The sequence below is a fragment of the Salisaeta longa DSM 21114 genome (genome assembly GCF_000419585.1).
Taxonomy (GTDB): domain Bacteria; phylum Bacteroidota; class Rhodothermia; order Rhodothermales; family Salinibacteraceae; genus Salisaeta; species Salisaeta longa.
Genome location: NZ_ATTH01000001.1, coordinates 2,986,602 through 3,004,709, shown reverse-complemented (window position 1 = coordinate 3,004,709; position 18,108 = coordinate 2,986,602). Strand labels below are relative to the sequence as shown.

Genomic DNA, 18,108 nt, shown 5'->3' with positions numbered 1-18,108 from the left:
TGATGAAGGGCTGAGCGAATGACAGCCAAGGTTCTAACGAATGACCGTAAGACGCTCGGTCCGTGCGAAGGAAGTACCTCGGACACGCAAGAAGTAGGTTCCGCTGGCTAGGTCTCCCACGTCAACGGATAGCTTGCGGGTCTGCTGTCCCGATAAAACGTCATTGAACACGGTTTTTACCCGGCGCCCAAGAAGGTCATACACGTGTACGGCAATGCGTTGGGTAGACCGCACGGTGACTTCGAGCGTCGGTTGCACGCGCGACGGGTTGGGGTACGGGCCACGAACCGCTACAGGAGCCCGCAGACGGTTAGAAAGCATCACTTCCTTGCTGTACGACACGGAACCATCATGGTCCACTTGGCGCAAGCGAAAAGCATGCAAGCCATACGATAAACGCTCCGTACGGAATTGGTAGGATTGGGGCTCGTTCGTTGTATTGTGGCCCTCTACAAACCCGAGTGCCTTCCACGCTGCGGCACGCGTTGTGCTATCCGATGGACTGAGCACTTGGTGTTCAACATAAAACCCCGCATTGTTGGTCTCAGATGCGGTGCGCCAGTGCACGTACGCCTGCTCTTCATCCTTTGATACGTCGAATGTGGCCAGCTCGACCGGCAACGGACTGCTTCCAGGATCAATACGGATCACAAACCGCGTATTTGGCACCGCGCCTGTCTTCTGCATTGAAGCTTGCAGCGCCTGTGGACGAAGGTTCATCGAGCGCTGAGTTCTCTCGCGCTTTTGCAACGCTTCCTTGGCCTTCGAAGAAGTAGTGCTAAACGTATATCCTTCGGCTTTGGGCCCCAGGGAATGCACTACATCATCAGTTGTGTCGGGGGTACCTTTCGTGTCGACAAGTTCAACGCTCCACCCTTCGGGGATATTTTCCCACCGTGCAGCACGCAGCGTAATACGCCCTTGAACGCGGCGACTTGTGAACGCCAACGGAATGGATACAGGCGATTGCGGGACCGGACGGGCCTCTTGAGCCTTTGGTATCGGTTCTCCCGTCCGTCCTTCACCCATGGGAGCAATAGCAATATAGCGTGCTACGGGAGGAGTTAATTTTGTGGCATCGTAGCGTCCCCATGCTGCGGATGCTCGCTCATAGAACAGAAGATTTGCCGCTTCATCGCGCGCCACTTCTACCCCGCTGCTATCTCGACCAATTACTTCCAATGAGATTAAACGAGGAGGACGCTGTGGCGCTTGCTTTTGGCTATTGCCAAAGAAAGCATTCGTGTTTGAAGCCGCGGGTTGGCGCCCGCTAGCATCAAAAGTTACGGTTTCAGGTCCTCCCTGCAGACCAGGCTCCGTGCGCTCGAGGAAAAACGCCTGCCATGCCGTGATACCTGTTCGATTAGTTGGTACAAGGTTTATGACCTCATATCCAGAACTACTCACATCCCACACCTGCACGTTTGCCTGAAAGTCGCTCACGCCAGTCATGTGGGTCAGATCGTACGGCACCCCGTATGGATTAGCCAGAAAATGCCACTGTGCCTCCACATTGAGTGGATCATCAGCTAGGTTCTGTGTATCATTTGGGTTTTGCTCGTCTCCAACAATCACATCTGTATCTCCTGGAGGTATAAGCCCGCTGGCTGCCTGAACAGTAAATGTGGGGTCAATGGCAGTAGCGCCCTTGTCTCTAAAGTACACGGTGAACCCTCGACCGTTGGGCAATTGATCATTTGAGCCAACCCGCGTCCATCGCTGGGGTGATGAACTCACGTTAGCATCGTCATCCCATGCGTAGAAAATGGAGGTTGCGTTGTAGAGCGGATTGCCGTTGCCTTGCAGGACATCAGCAACCGTTCCTCCCAGCACAGGCATTCCCATGTCCCGCCAGCCAGCATCGCCTCCGTTACTTCCGCTCGTGCCCACAATCGTGAGGGCGGTGCTGGAAATGGGGCTGTTTACCTGATCGGTGGTTCCTACCGTGTAGCACTGACCGTCGGCGAAGGAAACCGCACCAAAGCTAATTTCATCGCCGTTGGCAATGCTGCTTCCCGTGGCCGCTTGTGCCCAATTGGTGCTTCCGCAGGCCCGCGTGAGCAGTACGTAGTCGCCGGCTGTTCCCGCCACGGTGCTAAAGCCGGCCTCCGACAGGTCCATGATGACGTTCGCACTAAGATCTGCCGCCGGATCAATCGCCGTGAAGCGCCAGATGCGCGTCATGCGCGCCTGCAGCCCGGTCACACCGCCGATGTCGCTCGTGGTCGATGCATTGGTGGGCGTCTTGTGGCCGGCGGTGAGGTAGTCGCCCGCATCGAGGCCACCCGCTGCCGCCAGCCGAAAGCCGCCGCGGCGCGCCTTGGTATGCGCCGATGCTGCGCCGTCGCGACCAATGCCAAAGACGCCAAGGTCGTAGTCGCCGTTGGTGTCGCCGGCATACACGTCTTGCGCCCCGTTGCCTGTATCCAAAGCAATGCCGTACCGAGCCGCTAGCGCGTTGTGCAAGAGCGTGCGGTGCGCACTGTTCAGCGACGCCTCGTAAAAGACGAGCGCCGCAATTTTTCCAGTAAAGTGATTCCCATTTTCGGGTTCGCTTCCATCTTCAAATTTGGTTTGGTTCCGCACTGCCCCGATGCCAATATCACCGCCGTGATCGTACAAGCGACCGACGCCGGCATCGACGCCCGTTGCTGTAGCCGCGACCGCCCCGTTGAGCAGCAGCTCCATGGTGCCTTTGGCGTAGTCAAACACCAGCGTGGCCGTGTACGCTGTGTTGGTGTTGATGGGCGTGCTGGCCGCAACGAACTGGTCGTCGGTGCCGCCTTCCCACGGCGTGGTGGGATCTTCGCCTCCGCCCGAGAACGTGTCGTCTTGTTCGTTCCACCCGCCCACATACAGCGTGTTATTGCTGATGTAGATGTTGAGGCCACGGGTGCCGCCGCCCTGTTCATAGAGAACCTGCCGGCTGCTCACGTCATTGCTCGTCTCAAACACGACCGTGAGCGCACGGTGCACATAGGGCCCGTCACCGGAGTTGAGGGACGCCGCATCGGCAATGCCAAGCACATCAACATCATCGGTCCCATCAAATTGCAGCGCAGGCCGTCCGTTCAGCCCACTGGCCAAATAGGTGGGTTGTGCACCGCTTGTAGACGGCGTAGCATCGTTACCGTATGTACTGGCATCAGGCCATAGGTCCACGGTGCCACTGCCGGTGAACTGCGCCGCATCGGCTGTCAGGTTAAGCAGCGTCGTCGTGGCGTCGCCGATACCCGCAATGCCCTGGTCGCCCACGGCGGTGATCTTGACGGGCGCTGTCACGGTGCCTCCCGCGCCGCCGCTGCCAACGGCTTGCACGACGATCGACACCGTCCCAAGCTGACTGGGCGTCCCGCTGATTTCTCCTGAAGTAGTATTGAAGGTAAGCCCCGTCCCCGACAGATCGGTCTGCGTGTTGTTGTTTACATACACGCGCTGCAGGCTATAGGTAATGGTTTCGCTGGTGATGGTACTCAGCGCCGGTGTGAAGGCAGGCAACACCGTCTGCATCGCATCGCCCGTGGTCACCGTCTGCACCGCATCGGCGTACGAAAGATCCGTGAGCGGCTCGTAAACCTCAACGTCTACTGTTGTTGTCGTTGCGCCGCCGTCGTTGCCTTGCTTGTTAGACGCCTCAATTGTCAAGGTGTAGATGTCTTGCGCAGCCGTTTGCGGGTCGACCGTGAGCACGCCGCTGTTTGAGTCGATGCTAATGCCTGCGGCTGCACCGTTGGTAATCTGGAAGGTAGGCGCCGGCTGTCCGCCATCGTATGAAGGCGTAGCTTGGGCCGCGGTGATGGCATTCGCGCTCACCCGCAGCGGATTGGGGCTGTAGGTCAGGTTAGAAGGCGGCGAAGGGTTGCCCAATGTTTTTCCGATGGTAACGTAATCGGCATCGTCCAACGCACCTAGGTCGCTCGACGCCCAGGTGACCGTCCCGTCGCCACTGCTGGTTGTATCGGCCGATGTAGGCCGCAGGGCATCGCTGTTGCTTCGAAAGTCCGATTTGCTGTCCACAAGCAACACGTACTCCTGCCCGTTGCCCAGGCTGAAGTCTGTGACGTTGAAGGTAATATCGAAGGTGGGCGACCCGCCGTTCAGGTCAACGCGCCATGTGCGCGCCAGGCGGCTGGAGACATCTTCTCCATCCGACGTGCTTGGCAAGCTTTTGTCGGCTGTGAATGTCGTGCCTGAGCCGTTGTCGTGTCCGATAGTAAAGAATGGCGTGCCACTGGAAATATCAGCACCGGTGATCTGCAGGGGCTCCGATGCAACATCTGGGTCGTGCGCGTTTGCGCCGCTCGTCCGCCCGATGCCCACTACGTCTGTACCGGTGAGGAATTCGTCGGTCTGCTTGAGGTCGTACACCGGGTTGGCAACGGCGATGCCGTACTTCGCGCCGAGGCTGCTTTCAACGAGGCGTCGCTGCGCATCGGAGAGGGCCACGCCGTAGGCAATGACCTCGGCGATTTGACCGGTGAATTCGCTGTAGTTGGCGTCTCCCGAATCAGATTCCAGGTTGTCGCCGCCGCCAATCGTAACGTCGTCGTGGTCAAACAGCCGTCCGACGTCCGCCGGCCCCGTTGCGGTGCCAATGAGCGTGCCGTTTACGTATGCCTCAATAACGTTTGCAGCATAGTTGTACGTGAGCGTCACCACGTAGGCGGTGTTGGGGTCGATGGTCACCGTGCCACTGCCGCTTCCTTGCGTTTCGGCCCGGAAAAAGTGCGGGCCCCAGGGGGTTGAGCCGTCATCGGGATTCAGGTTCCACAGGCCCACGTACAGGTCGCCGCCGCGCACGTACACGCTGATGCCCCGGGTACCGCCGCCCTCTGCGTAGATGCCTTCGGGCGGTCCGCTGGAGACGCTACTGCCGGTTTGGAAGGCAAGCGCCAGCGTGCGCTGCACATACGGCTGTCCGCCATTATTGAACTGCGGGTTGTCGGGCATGCGGAGCAAGCCGGTCGTCTCGGAGAAGTCCAGCGCCGGATGCCCGTTGAGGCCGGTGACGCTCGCGCGGTAGATTGGCGCGGCGCCATCGGCCGAAACGTCGTTGCTGTTGGGCGAAGCATCAAGATCGGGCCATGTGTTCACCGGATTGCTGTCGACTGCGGAGAGCGACGAGGCATCAAAGATTGCAAGCGTGGATGCGTCGTCGCCCACGCCGGCCGGACCGTCGCCCCCCACCACGGCGATGTTCACCTCTGCGGTGGGCGTTCCGGCAGCAGCGCCGCTTCCGGCCGCTTCCACCACAAAACGCAGGAGCCCCGGACTTGTGGGCGTACCGCTGATTTTGCCTGTCGAAGAATCAAACGTGAGTCCGTTCGTCGTTGGGTCGTTGCCGTCCACAATGCTGTACGTCACTGTGCCGTCCTCAATGGACAGCGCATTGGGCATCGCCGGTTGAATGGATTCAGCCGAACCATTCTCGTAAATCACCACCTGCGAGGGCGTGTCGTATGCGATTGTGACCGGCTCCTGGACAGTAATCGTGAGTACATCCGGAAAGGTCACTGTTCCATCGCTGTCGGTTGCTTCGACCGTGGCCGTGTACGTGCCCACCGGTGCGCCCGCGTTCACCGTAATCTCGCCCGTTTGCGTATCGATCTCAACATCTGCATCTCCATTGGGGTTGTCGTCAAACGACACCGTTGGCACGCCGTCACTCGAGCTCACGTCGGCCAACCTGTAGGTGACCGTACCGTTTGCACCGGTGACCGTGGCTGAAGCACTGAGGGGCAAGTTCCCCTGTAGGTCGGCCAGGGGATTGGGACTGTAGGCAAGCGAGGCGGGCCCGGCAACATCTGTTTTGGCCAGGGTGAAGTGGTCGCCATCAGAAAAGCCGGCACTGTTCAAGTCCGAGGCACTGACGGTGAACGTACCATTGTTCAGGGTCCCGCTAACCACCGTAGCGCCAGAGGTGAACGTTGGATCGGTCTCAACAAGCAACCGGTACGATTGGCCGGAAGCCAACGTGGGCAGCGCCGACACATCAAACGACAGGTTAAACGAGGCCGTGTTTTTTGCGTCGTAGCGCCACACGCGCTCTAGTCGCGTGCCAATGCCCGAGGGATCGGTATCTTCGGTAAAGCTGTTGGGCTGCCGGTTGTGGCCAATGAGCCCAAAACTCGGCGCCGTGCCAAAACCGGTAGATTCGAGCGATACGATGCCCGACTGCGCCCGCGTCTGCCGGTCGCCACTCTGGGCCTCGCCCACCCCGGTAATGTCTCCCAAAAAGCCACTGAGGGCGTAGCGGTCGTTCGTGATCGTAATTCCATAGCGCTCGGCCAGGTCACTTTCTACAATCTGGCGCTGCGCATCGTTAAAAGCCACGTTGGACAGCACAACCTCCGCCACATATCCGGTGAATCCTTCCCCGCCGGTGCCCGGCACCTCAATGGGCGTAGCTCCATCAAACTGCGTATCCTCACTCACATTTCCAATGGCAATGTTGCCGCCATGCACCGACATATCTGTGATGCTGGGATCCGAGAAGGCGCCTTCAGCTCCCCCATTCAGGTATAGCTGCAGCTGATCGCTCGCGTCTTTGTCGAACACGAACGTGAGGACATACGACGTATTCGCCGATACCGGCGCGCTGAGGGAATAGTGATCGCTCCAACCGGTCGATTGGCTCCAAGCCGAGGCTACGACATCGCCGTTTTCCAGGTAGACGTTGAATCCGTTGGTCTGACCACCTTCTTCATAAATGATCTGGCGCGTCCCGGTATCGCCCCCCGTCCGAAAGGTCAGCGCGATGGTCCGTTGTGCATAGCCCGCATCGTCGCTATTGATATCCGGCGTGTCATCGGGGCCCAGGCCCTCATCGTTGGCCCGGTCAAATTGAAGCGCCGGCTGACCGTTCAGCCCCGTGACGGACGACACAAACGCGGGTCCGTTCAGGTTGCGCGGGGTGGCGTCGTTGTTGTTGCCGCTCTGGTCCTCCCACAGCGACACCGCGCTGGTGCCTGTTACGTCTTGATCGGCACGAAGCCACAGCACGCGTTCGGGTGCAGGTACGGCCGGAAGGGCCGGCTCCCCGGGATTGATCTGGGCCGCGGCTACGGCCGGAAGAAGGAGCAGGAAAGCCGCAAGCACCGTGGCCCACGGTGTTGGGGAGTTCGAGGCGTGCGACATGGACTGTATCTGTTGTTTCATGGCGTTTGCTTCTGTTGAAAGCTGGAGTGCAGACCGAACGCGGGGCCACATGGCGTCAGCGGACGACCGTGAGGCGGCGCGTGGTGGCAAAGCGTTCGCCGCGAATCCGCACAAAGTAGAGCCCACTGGCCAGGCGCCCGGTTGGTACCTGCACCTGCTTCGTTTGCTGACCGCGTACCGTCTGGTTGTGCACCACCGATACGCGACGCCCGAGCACGTCGTAGATGGCAACCGTCACCCGCTGGGTGTTGCGCACCGCGATAGGAAGCGTTGCGCGCTGTTGTGCCGGGTTGGGGTACGGCGCCTGCACATCGAAGGCTTTGGTGAGTTGCACCGCTGCGGTTATCGTTTTACTGTAAGCAACAGTGCCGTTGGCATCCACCTGCTGCAGCCGGAAGGCATGCCTCCCGTAGTCAAGCGCGTCGGTTGTGAATCGGTACGACCGCGCCGCAGTTGTCGTCCCGCTGCCGGGCACAAAGCCGAGCGCATCCCAGTCGGCCGCATCAGCGGTGGAGTCGGTAGCCGTCAGGCGTTGGTGCTGCACGTAAAAGCCGGCATTGTTGGTCTCGCTGGCGGTCGTCCATTGGAGGGTTACCGACCGCTGATCGCCAACGGCAGCTTGCAGCTCCGCCATTTCGACAGGCAGAGGACCCGATGTGGCTTCAACGCGCAACAGGAAGCGCGCGCCGGACGTCGTGGCTTTGGGCGATGACTTTTGATTGCCTGTGCGAGCCGCCTGTTGTGGTGGGAGCCGCAGGCGAGAAGCCGCAGGCTGGGGCACCTGATCGCGCGGGGCACTGCGAGAGACCGCACTGGTCTTGCTGGTCTGGAGAGCTGAAAATTGATACGGCGCGCCGCCCGGCGTCAGCTCATGCGTTACGTCATCCGACGGCGTGGGCGTGCGCTTCGTATCCACGAGCAGCACCCGCCAGTCCTCGGGGGCCGCGTATGTTTCGGTGGCCGCTTGCCTACCGGTTGGGATGGCAATGTCGAACGTGTGCCCGATGTTTTTGGCCACGAAGGCCAGCGGGATTTCGACAGCGCCGCCCGTCGTTGGCCGGGGCCGACTCTCGCGGGCCCGTAGGGCACCGGCACCGCCACCGGCCGGGGCAACCGGCGCGATGATAGCGTAGCGTTGCGTCATGGGCTGCAGCTTGGGCGCGTCGAAGCGATCGCGGCCCGCGGTAGCGCCCGCTCGGAAAACGACCGACGCGGCCCGGTCCAGCGCGACGAGCGCACCGTTGGCATCGTACCCGCGCAGCACCAAAGGAACATTGGGGGCGGGCACAGCGCGCTGCTTCGACCCGACAAAGCCCGTTGCCTGCCCGGCTGCACGCCCGCTGCTGTTGAACGTCACTTTGGTCGCGCCGCTGCCCACCGTAGTGCGCGTGAGAAAGAACCCTTGCCAGGGCGCAACGCGATCGTTGGCGCTACGGCTGCGCGTTACGAAGCTGCCGGCATTGCCGTCGTCAACCCCCGCGGGCGCCGCGGCATCGGGCGCCCAAATCTGCACGACATCGTCGAAGCCGCTCGCCGTAAGGCTCCCAAGCGAAAACGGGACGCTGTAGGGGTTGGCTAGCAAGAATTGTTCGTCATCAGTTGCCAGGGTCGGATCGCTACCTATAGCCGCGCTGCCATCTCCCACCGTCACATTTGCGGCTCCGGGGCCCGTCAGACCGCCGCTCGGGCGCAGGGTGACGAACGGGTCTACCGGATAGGCGGCATCGTCAAACAACCACACGATAAATCCGCGTCCGTTGGTGAGCGGGCTTGCCGCGGAGGTGATGGGCTGCCATCCGTTGCCGGTGCCATCGTCGCCAGGATTGGTGTACGCCATCGCAACGCTGAAGTCGATATAGGGCGTACCGTCGGGCCCGAGGAGATCGCCTGCCGTGCCGCCGGTCACTGGTAAGCCCAGGTAGCGCCAGCCTTGGTCGCGGCCATCGGTTCCGGAGGTACCGGTAATGAGCAAGGCGTTGTTTGTGAGCGGACTCGCAGCGCGGTCGGTCGTGCCAATGGTAATTTCGTCGCCCGCGGAAAGATCACTCCCCATCGCAAGGCCACTGAACGTAATGGTACTGCCCGATACGCTACTCGCCGCAGCCACCTGCGTCCACGCCCCACCGCTGCCGGCCGTGCGCTGTAAGAGCACATACCCGCTGGCAGCGCCGGCTGGCCCCGAGAGGCCCGCGGCGGCCAGGTCGAACGTAGCGTCAGCAGTCAGCGCATCGGTATCCAAGTACCAGGTACGCTCCATCCGGGCGTCGAGGCCGCTCACGCCACCCACATCCGTGGTGTTGACAGCGTTTTGTGGCGTCTTGTGCCCTGCGAGGAGGTACTCGCCGTTGTCGAAGCCACTGGGATTGTCAAAGCGGAGGCCATCGGTCTCGGCGGCCACGTGGAAGTCATTCGTTGTGGTACGTCCGATGCCGAACACGCCGCGGTCATAATCGCCGTTTCCGTTCGTGTCCCCGGCGTAGACGTCAGTAGCGGTGCCCCCTGTGTTCAGCGCAATGTCGTATCGTGCAGACAGGTAGTTCTCCACAATGGTGCGCTGGGTCGCATTCAACACGCTGCTATAGACGATGAACTCGGCAATGTCACCATTCAACAGATCGCCACCGGTCTCGTCATTCCCAATGACATAGTCGGTCGTAGTCCCATTTGTGTTGCCGGAAAGCGTCGAAAAGATGGAGTCACCATTTTTGAACATCTCGATGGATGCACCCTGGTGGGTGACGCCAAAGATGAGATACTCGCCCTGCGACACCGATCCGTACCTGTGCTCGGTGCTACCATCGTAGTAGTTGAGATTCGCTCCAGGATTAACGAACATTGCGTTTCGCACGGAACCACCCTGATAAATCTCCCCAAAGGCATTCCGATTCGTGGCGTTGCTGTTACCCACAGCAATCATTGTCATGCCGTCGACTTTCGACAGCGTGCCGCGCAGGTTGTCATTTGTACCGTCGAAGCGTACCACTGATTGGGAGTTTAAAATATTCGTCTGGAGCGTCGGACGTGCGCTCCCGGTCTGCGATGCGTCATTGGCGTTTCCGCTTCTGTCACCCCACACCGAAACCGGTGCTCCGGTACCTAGGCCGTCGAGCGAAGATGCACGCAACCAGAGTTTGTTATTCGCGGCGCCACCTACGCCACCGGGCCCCGTGGAACCCGCTGTCGTTGCATCGTTGTCGTTGATCGTATAGGTGTGGCGCGTTTGCGAGCCGAGCGTCGCGTTTGTGGCTGCACTCAGGTCAATAGCAACCGCTTCACCAAGCTCAGCCTGGCTGTCATCGCTCACGTCAACCGTGATGCTTTCACTGGTACTTCCGGGGGCAAACGTAACCGTATTTCCACTCGGCAGGAGAGCAAAGTCACTTCCTTGCGTTGCTGTGCTTGCTCCATTATCCAACGCAAAGTCGACCGATACGGTATTTCCGGCAGGCTCAGAAAGCGTCACGTTGATCGTTCCATCCACGTTTTCACCGCCCTCACTGGTACCCGCAGCGAACTGCACCGTAGGAGGCGTTTCGTCGTCGGTGAGTGTGAAGGTGAGCTCGGTTCCTGAAGCAGCCAGGGCACTGCTCACCGGATTGATGAGTTTGACAACCACACTTTCGTCGTTTTCACTAATGTCGTCTTCGCTAATTGCTAACTTTAGCTCAGCGGTCGTGGTACCGTCAGCACTGGAGAAATGGATACGCCCCGTGGTCATGGAGAGACCCTCCTGATATTCCGCATTGCCACCCGGATCGGATTCATCGACGATCGCAATATCATCTCCGGCCGTGGCCGTGCTTGTGCCGATGATCTCGAAGTCCACCGTGGTAAGTGGATCCTTGGTTGCCGCCTCTTCAGACGAAGGCATCGTAACGACAAAGGTCTCGATACGCGTCCCGCCTCCGCTTCCCTCGGACTGAGAAACCGACACGTCCGTGAAGCTCAGCTTACGTGGGTCGTCGTCATCATTGATGGAAAAGGTGACGTTATCGCTAGAGCCAATATCGGCGTTGGTTATGCCGGAAGCATCAAGTGCAACGTTGAACTTTTCTGTCTGCTCAACACCTCCATCGTCCGTGAGGTTGATATTGACAGAGGCAGTGCTGCTTCCAGCGGAAATCGTGACTGGGCTTGTCGTACTTACATTGTAATCTGAGGCGCTGGCTTCGTAAACCCCATTGACATTCCCTGTCCCTGAATCTTCGATGGTTCCCGAGCCATCGAGGTCACCGGTGTTAGTGAATGCAACACCCACATCCGTTCCGGAAGCACTGCTGTACGGGAGATTCAACTGCACTGTGAGCGATGCATTGGGCGAGGCTGTGGTGTTCTCAAATGCGTTGTCCGCCGTCGCTGCATCAAGGCTTACGACGCGTCGTCCAGCACCAATGGTCAGATAATTCCCATCGGAAAGCTCGACATTGGCCGTGTACGTGCCCGTACCATCATCCTGCAAGGTGTACGCAACGGGGCTGGTACTAAACGCATCCCCTTCATCCACAAACAAAAAGTATTCGTACGTGCCGTCCGAGCGTGCGGGTAGGTTCGCACCCTTAATCGAAACCGTGACTGTTTTTGTGGCGACCCCACTCAAGTCTACGCGCCATTCGCGAGCCATGCGCTCTACATTGGACGAGAGGCCGTTCACCGGCTCGGTGGCCTCGAAGCCAAAGGAGGCAGCCCCGCCATCGTTGTGACCAACAAACACGTAGCGGCTATCTCCACTGAAGCTGGAGGCGCTAACGTTCAAGATGCTGCTATTTGATGAGAGATGAGTAGCCGACGACGACTGGCGGCCAATTCCGGCCACATCGAACCCATAGATGCCGTCGTAGGCATACTTGTCCTTCGACGTCGTTCCAAAAGCAATATCGTACTTAGACGACAAGTAGTTTTGAACGACGAGGCGCTCGGCCTCATTGAGCACACGGTCGAAGACAATGACCTCCGCAAGGTTACCGTCCAGGTTGTCGCCTCCGGTCTGATCGTTTCCCAGTCGGTACTTTTTAAGGGCACCACTGGAATCACCTGAGGCGCTAATGACGTTGTCTCCAAACAAGCGCCCGTCGATGCTGCTGCCGTCGTGGGTAACGTCAAAGAAAACAAACGCGCCCTGACTGATTGACCCCCCTTTCCGCTCAGTCGACCCATCGTAGTAGTTCACGCCGTCTTTTTCCACGAAGAGACGGTTGTCTGCGCTACTGGCTGACCCGCCGTCAAACGCAGCCAAAGCACGACGCCCATTAGAACCTCCCGGGCCGGGGCCGACAGGGGTTACTGCATCATTGTTCCCAACAACGAAATAGGTCACTGTCCCGTCCGTTGCTGTCGCAAACGCACCAGTCATTTCATCGGCATCGGCCTGGGTGAGGAATCCGTTTTGGCTATCTGGACCGCCAAACTCGACGGTCGGTCGCGAATTACGACCATTAGAACGGTAAATAGGAGCCGCATTATCGTCAGGCTGTTCAGCATTATGGCCATACCCCGAGGCATCGGGCCATGTGTTGACGAAGGCCCCGTCTGTGAGACCCGTAATGCTGCCCGCCCGCATCCAAAGTTGCAGATCGGACGTCCCATTATTTTCTCCCACGCCGCCCGGGCCCGTTTGCGCAACGGCAGCATGTGGAACGCTCAAATACAATGTCAGCAGACTAGCAACTGCCCAGAGGTACCGATGTAGCATAGAACCGTGGCTCCTGGATGGGTGCTTTTTTTACCTTACAGATGCAAAGTATAGGGCTCCGACGGCCTAGTTTCAACCGTTTGCTTAAAAATGTAGTCCTTACTGAGTATTTTACATACGTTGTTGGGTATATTTTACACCAATCGATAAAAGCAATGCTTTCCCACTTCTTTTATGCACCTAATAAACGCACGGACGCACAATGTCCGCGCGCGTTAGGGGCCGATTTCTTAAATTGCAGCGAACAGCGCATCGAATATGCTTCCGCGGTCATGACAGGCGGGGCTGCCCACCGCTGCAGTTTCCCCTCTGTCATACACTCGCTTTGGCCATGCGCGCAATTTAGCAGAACCATCGGATGATCTTTGGATGCGTGTCGATTAGCGCACTGGATACAGGCGGTTCTTGGTATGGGCTCATTAGGAGGGTATGAGCTCATTGGGAGACCATGATGATGCGTGTCGGGATGATTGCAGATTCCGCTGCGCTCACACTAGTGTCGAAGATATGGGCGTAAAGTCTTTCAGCTATCGGACAATTCCTTGTAGATATCAGACATCTGGTGCTTGGCTGCTCATCCCGGGCCGTATGTTGCGCATACAGGGCTGTGTAGGCGCATGCAGAGAGCACAGCGGCCGGTGCTACGGCCACTCCGCGCCACATAGCCCAAAGCGCCTGCCCGCCTACAGGGCCGACAGGCGCTTCGTCGTCCTATCATTGGGGGCGGCGTTCCTCCGCAGCGCATACCCCGCGCCGCCCGCGTGCCTACCAGCGGGCCTCGAAGGGCACCGACACCCCGACGCGCACACTTCGTCCGGGCGATAAGGCGTAACCCTTGTACGTGTCCAGGAAGTCGCGGTACACCGTATCCGTCAGGTTCTCGACGCCCACGCGCAGTTGCACGGGCACCGCGCCGAGCGCCACGGTAGCGCCGGCCCGCACGCTCAGCGTGGTGTACGCCCGCGTGGAGGCCGTTCCGAAGGGCGTACCGTCGAATTGCGCAAACGGCTCGTAGCGCCCGGCGGCATCAGAGGCAAAGACGTGGCGCACGCGCCCCTCAAGGTAGGCATCGCGCACGCTTGGGCCCAGCGCCGGCCGCCACCGCACAAACCCGCTCACGTTGTCGGCAGGCAGCAGCGGCAGCTTGTCGGTGGTGGCATCGCCGATGCGCGCGCCCGAACCGCGCAATAACGCGGCTTGCGCGCCCACCTGTAGCCACGGCTGCACGGCGCCCTCCACCTTGGCCTCCAGCCCCGGCAGCGTCGCGTCGGTCTGGCGCGCCTCGTAGATCGGCAGCCCGTTGGCGGCGGTCGCGCCGGTGTTGGCCAGGTAGATGTAGTTGGTGATGTAGTTGACGTAGCCCGTCACCTCGCCGGAGAAGCGCGCGCGGCTGACGCGCAGCGAGAGGTCAGCGCTGTAGGCGCGCTCGGGGTCGAGCGTGGGCGTGCCGCGCTGCACAGCCGCTACGCCGCCGTGCACGCCGTCGGCGTACAGCTCAAAGAGCGTGGGCGCCCGAAAGCCCATGCTTAGGTTGGAGGCTATCGCCACGCCGTCGGCGATCAGGTAGTTGCCGCCCAGCGCGCCCGAGGCGGTGGTGTAGGTATTTTCCAGCAAGTCGGGATCGGTGGTCCGCTCGTTGGGCACCGCCGTCACGCGGATGTAATCGACGCGCGCGCCGGCCGAGAGCTTCAGGTTGCCCTGCTCCCATTCCTCAAAGGCAAACACGCCCACGTTGGTGGTTTGCCCCGACGGTTGCAGCTCGGCGGGGCCGCGGGTGTTGGCGTCTTGCACCTGCACCTCGGCGCCAATGGTGCCGCTCAGGCCGCCCAGCTCGGGGTGCAGCGCCTCCACGCGCCCGGTGTAGATGTTGGTGAGCAGGTCCAGCGGATAGTCGTACCCGGTGTAGCCGCCGTTTGCGCGGATGTCGGCCAGCGTGGTGCCGCCGGGGGCCGCCTGCCGCAGCGCGCGCTGGTAACTGAGCCGGGGCTTGATCACAAACGGACCCGCGTGCACGTGGCCCTTCAACGCGACGTTGGTATGGGCGAGGTTTTGGCCCAGCCCCACCGGCGGCGGACTGTTGGGGGTGTCGTCGGCCGGACCGCCCACCGGAAGCAGGAAGTTCTGCCGGTTCACCCAGCGGTCGGCATAGAGCTGCACGTGACCGCCCGAAAATTCGTGGCCCACCTGCGCGTAGCCCGACCACTGCTCGAAGTTCGTAAACGGAATCTCGCCGGCATACTTCGGCGCATTGTACACGGGTGTGTCGTCGGGCGTCGTCTCAAAGAACGTCGCCACATCGGGCGTTTTGTAGTTATCACCCACGCGGCGCTCGAGCCCAACCCGCACGCCGGTCGCGCCCCGTGCGCCGTACAGCTCCACGGTGCCCACGCGTTCGTTGTTGTTCGTGTAGTACTGCGATCCCACGCGGCCGCCCACTAGGGTCTCTTCCGCATCGGCGGTGGGCGTGCGCCGGGTGATGATGTTGATGGCCCCACCTAGCGCGTCTGAGCCGTACAGGATGCTGCTTGCGCCGCGCACCACCTCAATCCGCTCGGCTTCGTTCGCATTGGTGTTCGGAAAGTGGCGCACCCCGAACTGGTAAAACTCCTGGGAGATGCCATCCGTGAGGAGCACGATGCGGTTGCCGCTTAAGCCGCGCAGCACCGGCTTTCCGGCCTGCGACCCCGTGGAGATCGACGAGACGCCCGGCACGTTCTGCGCCAGCAGATCGCCGAGCGAAGCGGTGCGCTCAACGGCCAAATTCTCGGGCGACAGCACGTCTACGTCCTGTACCGAGCGCAGCGTAGAGGTGGCCACCGCCGTGCCGGTAACTACCACCTCCTCCGCATTGATGATTTTGGGCTGCAGCGTAACGGTCAGGCGCGTGGGAGCGCCCGCCTGTAGCGTTACCGTCCGCGATGCCGTCTGGTAGCCCACAAAGCTGATGGCAACCGTGAAGGTGCCGGGGGGCAAGTTGTCGATGCGAAACGCGCCATCGGCCCCCACGGTCGTTCCGCGGTGTAGATCGGGGAGGGCAACGTTCGCGCCGGTGAGCGGCGCGCCGGCGGGCGTCTGAACGGTGCCTTGAAGGATAGCCGTTGGTTGGGACATGGCAACGGCGGGCCACAGCGCGCAGAGCGCGCAAAGCAATAGTGTGCGATACGACATAGAAGGTTCACAACCTAAAGGAGACAATCAGTGCAAGGCCGGAGGTGCCGCTACGCGAGCGGGGGGCCTCGAATGACAGGTTGTGTGTGCGGGGCCACGTGGGGGCGCCACGGGCGCTGTACCGGCACATGGCGCACTACAAACGTGCGCAGTGGTGCGGGCTGCTCCACGAGTGTGGCGGGCGCATGGCGCGTGGCGCACCAGTCGCAGTCGGGGTCGTGGACGTGGTTGGCGTCCGACGAAAACGATGCGCTCGTGGCCGTATGGGCCGCCGCGATGTGGCACGACCCCTCGGGGCGCGCTGCATCATGCAACGCGTGCGTGAGCGGGTGGAGCGCCGGGGCCAACCACCCGCCGCCCACAAAAAGTGTGAGCAACGTAAGCGCTATGTGCGATCGCCAGCGCTGCATACGTACCCTGAACGGAGGACAAGGACTCGATCCAGAACAATCACTGCACGGCTTCCTGGTTCCCCACGGCGTCCGCTGGCATCGCGCCGCCTGTTTTGTATGTTGTAGGTCCACTCGTTGCCTTAGCGCCCCCAACCGTATGCCCACTACCGCCATTCGCGCCGTCGATGTGTACCCGTACCGCCACGTAGACGACGGTCCGCCCGAATTCCTTCTGCTGCGCCGGGCGGCCGACGTGCCCTATGCCGAACAGTGGCGCATGGTGGGCGGGAAAATTCAAGCGGAAGAAACCGCGTGGGCCGCGGCCTATCGCGAGCTGAAGGAAGAAACCGGACAGGCGCCGATCCACTTTTGGGCCCTGCCCTCCACCAATCAGTTTTACGAGTGGCAGCACGACCGCGTAACCGTGGCGCCGGCGTTTGGTGCGGAAATTACGAACGACCCCGTGCTCAATCACGAACACAATGCCTTCACCTGGCTTCCGGTGCCCGAGGCCGCCGAGCGGCTGGCCTGGCCCGAGCAACAACGCCTCGTGCAACTGGCCGCGCAGGTGCTCCGCTTTGGCATTCCGCCGTCGCTCGTCATCTCCGACGCCCCGTAGACGCGCTTAGCCCTCTGCAGCCTCATCAATGGCCTGCCGGGCCGCCGCCTCCTCAGTGGGCGTTGCCGGACGCACGATGGCAATGGTGCGCGTTTGGAGCGCCGTGCGCATGGCCCCGTCACGTACCTCCGCGGGCGCCAGCGGCACCGTCGCCCCCGGCGCAATGGTGAGCGTGCGCGTCTCCAGACGCACCGTCACCGCGTCGCTTCCGTTGTTTTTGATCAGCATTCCCCGCCGTTTGCGGTCGGCCATGGTTGCGCGCGTGGGCTGCGTGTGCGTAAGTGGATTGCGGTTTCTTTCGTTACAACATATGTTGCACGCAGATTGATCGCTCCCATTGGTGATTCGTACGCAACATGCTGCATGAAGCCACCGCGCGGCTCGGCAAGCATCTGAGCGCCGTGGGGCGCGGCCTCCTCGACGTGCTGTATCCGCCGCGCTGCCTGCATTGCGGCGACCGCGCCCTCGGCCCCAAACGCCCCCTGTGCGCAGCGTGCCTTGAGGGGTTGGAGCGCGCCACCCCTACCGCGGTGCAGCGACGCCTCGACCGGCTGCCCGCGGCCACCCGCTGGCTCGACGGCGCCCACGCACTGTGGATCTTCGACAAAGACGGCCCGCTGCAGGCGCTGCAACATGCCCTCAAGTACGGCGACCGCCCGGCGTACGGACCGCCGCTGGGGCGCCTGCTGGCCCGCTCGTGCGCCGACGCCCTGGGGCCTGTGGCTGCGGTAGTGCCGGTGCCCCTGCATCGGGTGCGGTACCTGGAGCGGGGCTACAACCAGGCGGCGCGCATTGCCATGGGCGTTGCGGAAGAACTGGGCGTTCCGCATCGCCCGGAGCTGCTGCGCCGTCCGCGACCCACGCGTTCCCAAACCGGACTGGAGCGGGCCGCGCGGTGGGCCAATGTGGGCGACGCGTTTGACGCCCCGGAAGCCCTTGATGCTGCCGCGTACGTTTTGGTTGATGACGTGCTTACCACCGGCTCCACCGTCGCCGCCGCGGCCAAGGCGCTCAAAGCAAGCGGCGCAACGGCCGTGTACGCTGCCACCCTAGCGCTGGCCCGCACGTAGCCCGTGCCTCTG

General features: G+C 61.3%; 7 protein-coding genes. 2 read left to right on the top strand and 5 right to left on the bottom strand.

Going from position 1 to position 18,108, the window contains the following annotated elements:
• Window positions 1-33: 33 nt before the first annotated feature.
• From SALLO_RS0112565 to SALLO_RS18520, 4 genes are all read right to left on the bottom strand, one after another.
• The gene (locus SALLO_RS0112565; protein WP_022836661.1) at window positions 34-7,137 is read right to left on the bottom strand and encodes a T9SS type A sorting domain-containing protein; all 7,104 of its coding nucleotides are present in this window, start codon (window positions 7,135-7,137) and stop codon (window positions 34-36) included.
• A 76-nt stretch (window positions 7,138-7,213) separates the two neighbouring features.
• A complete protein-coding gene (locus SALLO_RS0112560) occupies window positions 7,214-12,391 on the bottom strand; it encodes a Calx-beta domain-containing protein (protein WP_028567232.1) in 5,178 nt (1,725 codons plus the stop codon).
• 1,221 nt (window positions 12,392-13,612) lie between these two features.
• The gene (locus SALLO_RS0112555; RefSeq protein ID WP_228702813.1) at window positions 13,613-15,958 is read right to left on the bottom strand and encodes a TonB-dependent receptor; all 2,346 of its coding nucleotides are present in this window, start codon (window positions 15,956-15,958) and stop codon (window positions 13,613-13,615) included.
• Between the two features lie 107 nt (window positions 15,959-16,065).
• On the bottom strand, window positions 16,066-16,425 hold the full coding sequence (locus tag SALLO_RS18520; protein ID WP_051141383.1) for a DUF2946 family protein: 360 nt from the start codon (window positions 16,423-16,425) through the stop codon (window positions 16,066-16,068).
• A 139-nt stretch (window positions 16,426-16,564) separates the two neighbouring features.
• On the opposite strand from SALLO_RS18520, the gene SALLO_RS17055 reads away from it, so the two are divergent.
• On the top strand, window positions 16,565-17,026 hold the full coding sequence (locus SALLO_RS17055; RefSeq protein ID WP_051141382.1) for an NUDIX domain-containing protein: 462 nt from the start codon (window positions 16,565-16,567) through the stop codon (window positions 17,024-17,026).
• A 6-nt stretch (window positions 17,027-17,032) separates the two neighbouring features.
• Here the strand turns inward: SALLO_RS17055 and SALLO_RS0112545 are convergent, their stop codons facing one another.
• A complete protein-coding gene (locus SALLO_RS0112545; protein ID WP_022836656.1) occupies window positions 17,033-17,278 on the bottom strand; it encodes a hypothetical protein in 246 nt (81 codons plus the stop codon).
• Window positions 17,279-17,382: 104 nt separating this feature from the next.
• Here SALLO_RS0112545 and SALLO_RS0112540 point away from each other — a divergent pair, with 104 nt between their 5' ends.
• Window positions 17,383-18,096 carry a ComF family protein gene (locus SALLO_RS0112540; RefSeq protein WP_022836655.1) on the top strand — a complete coding sequence of 238 codons (714 nt, stop codon included), beginning with the start codon at window positions 17,383-17,385 and terminating at the stop codon, window positions 18,094-18,096.
• Window positions 18,097-18,108 lie beyond the last annotated feature (12 nt).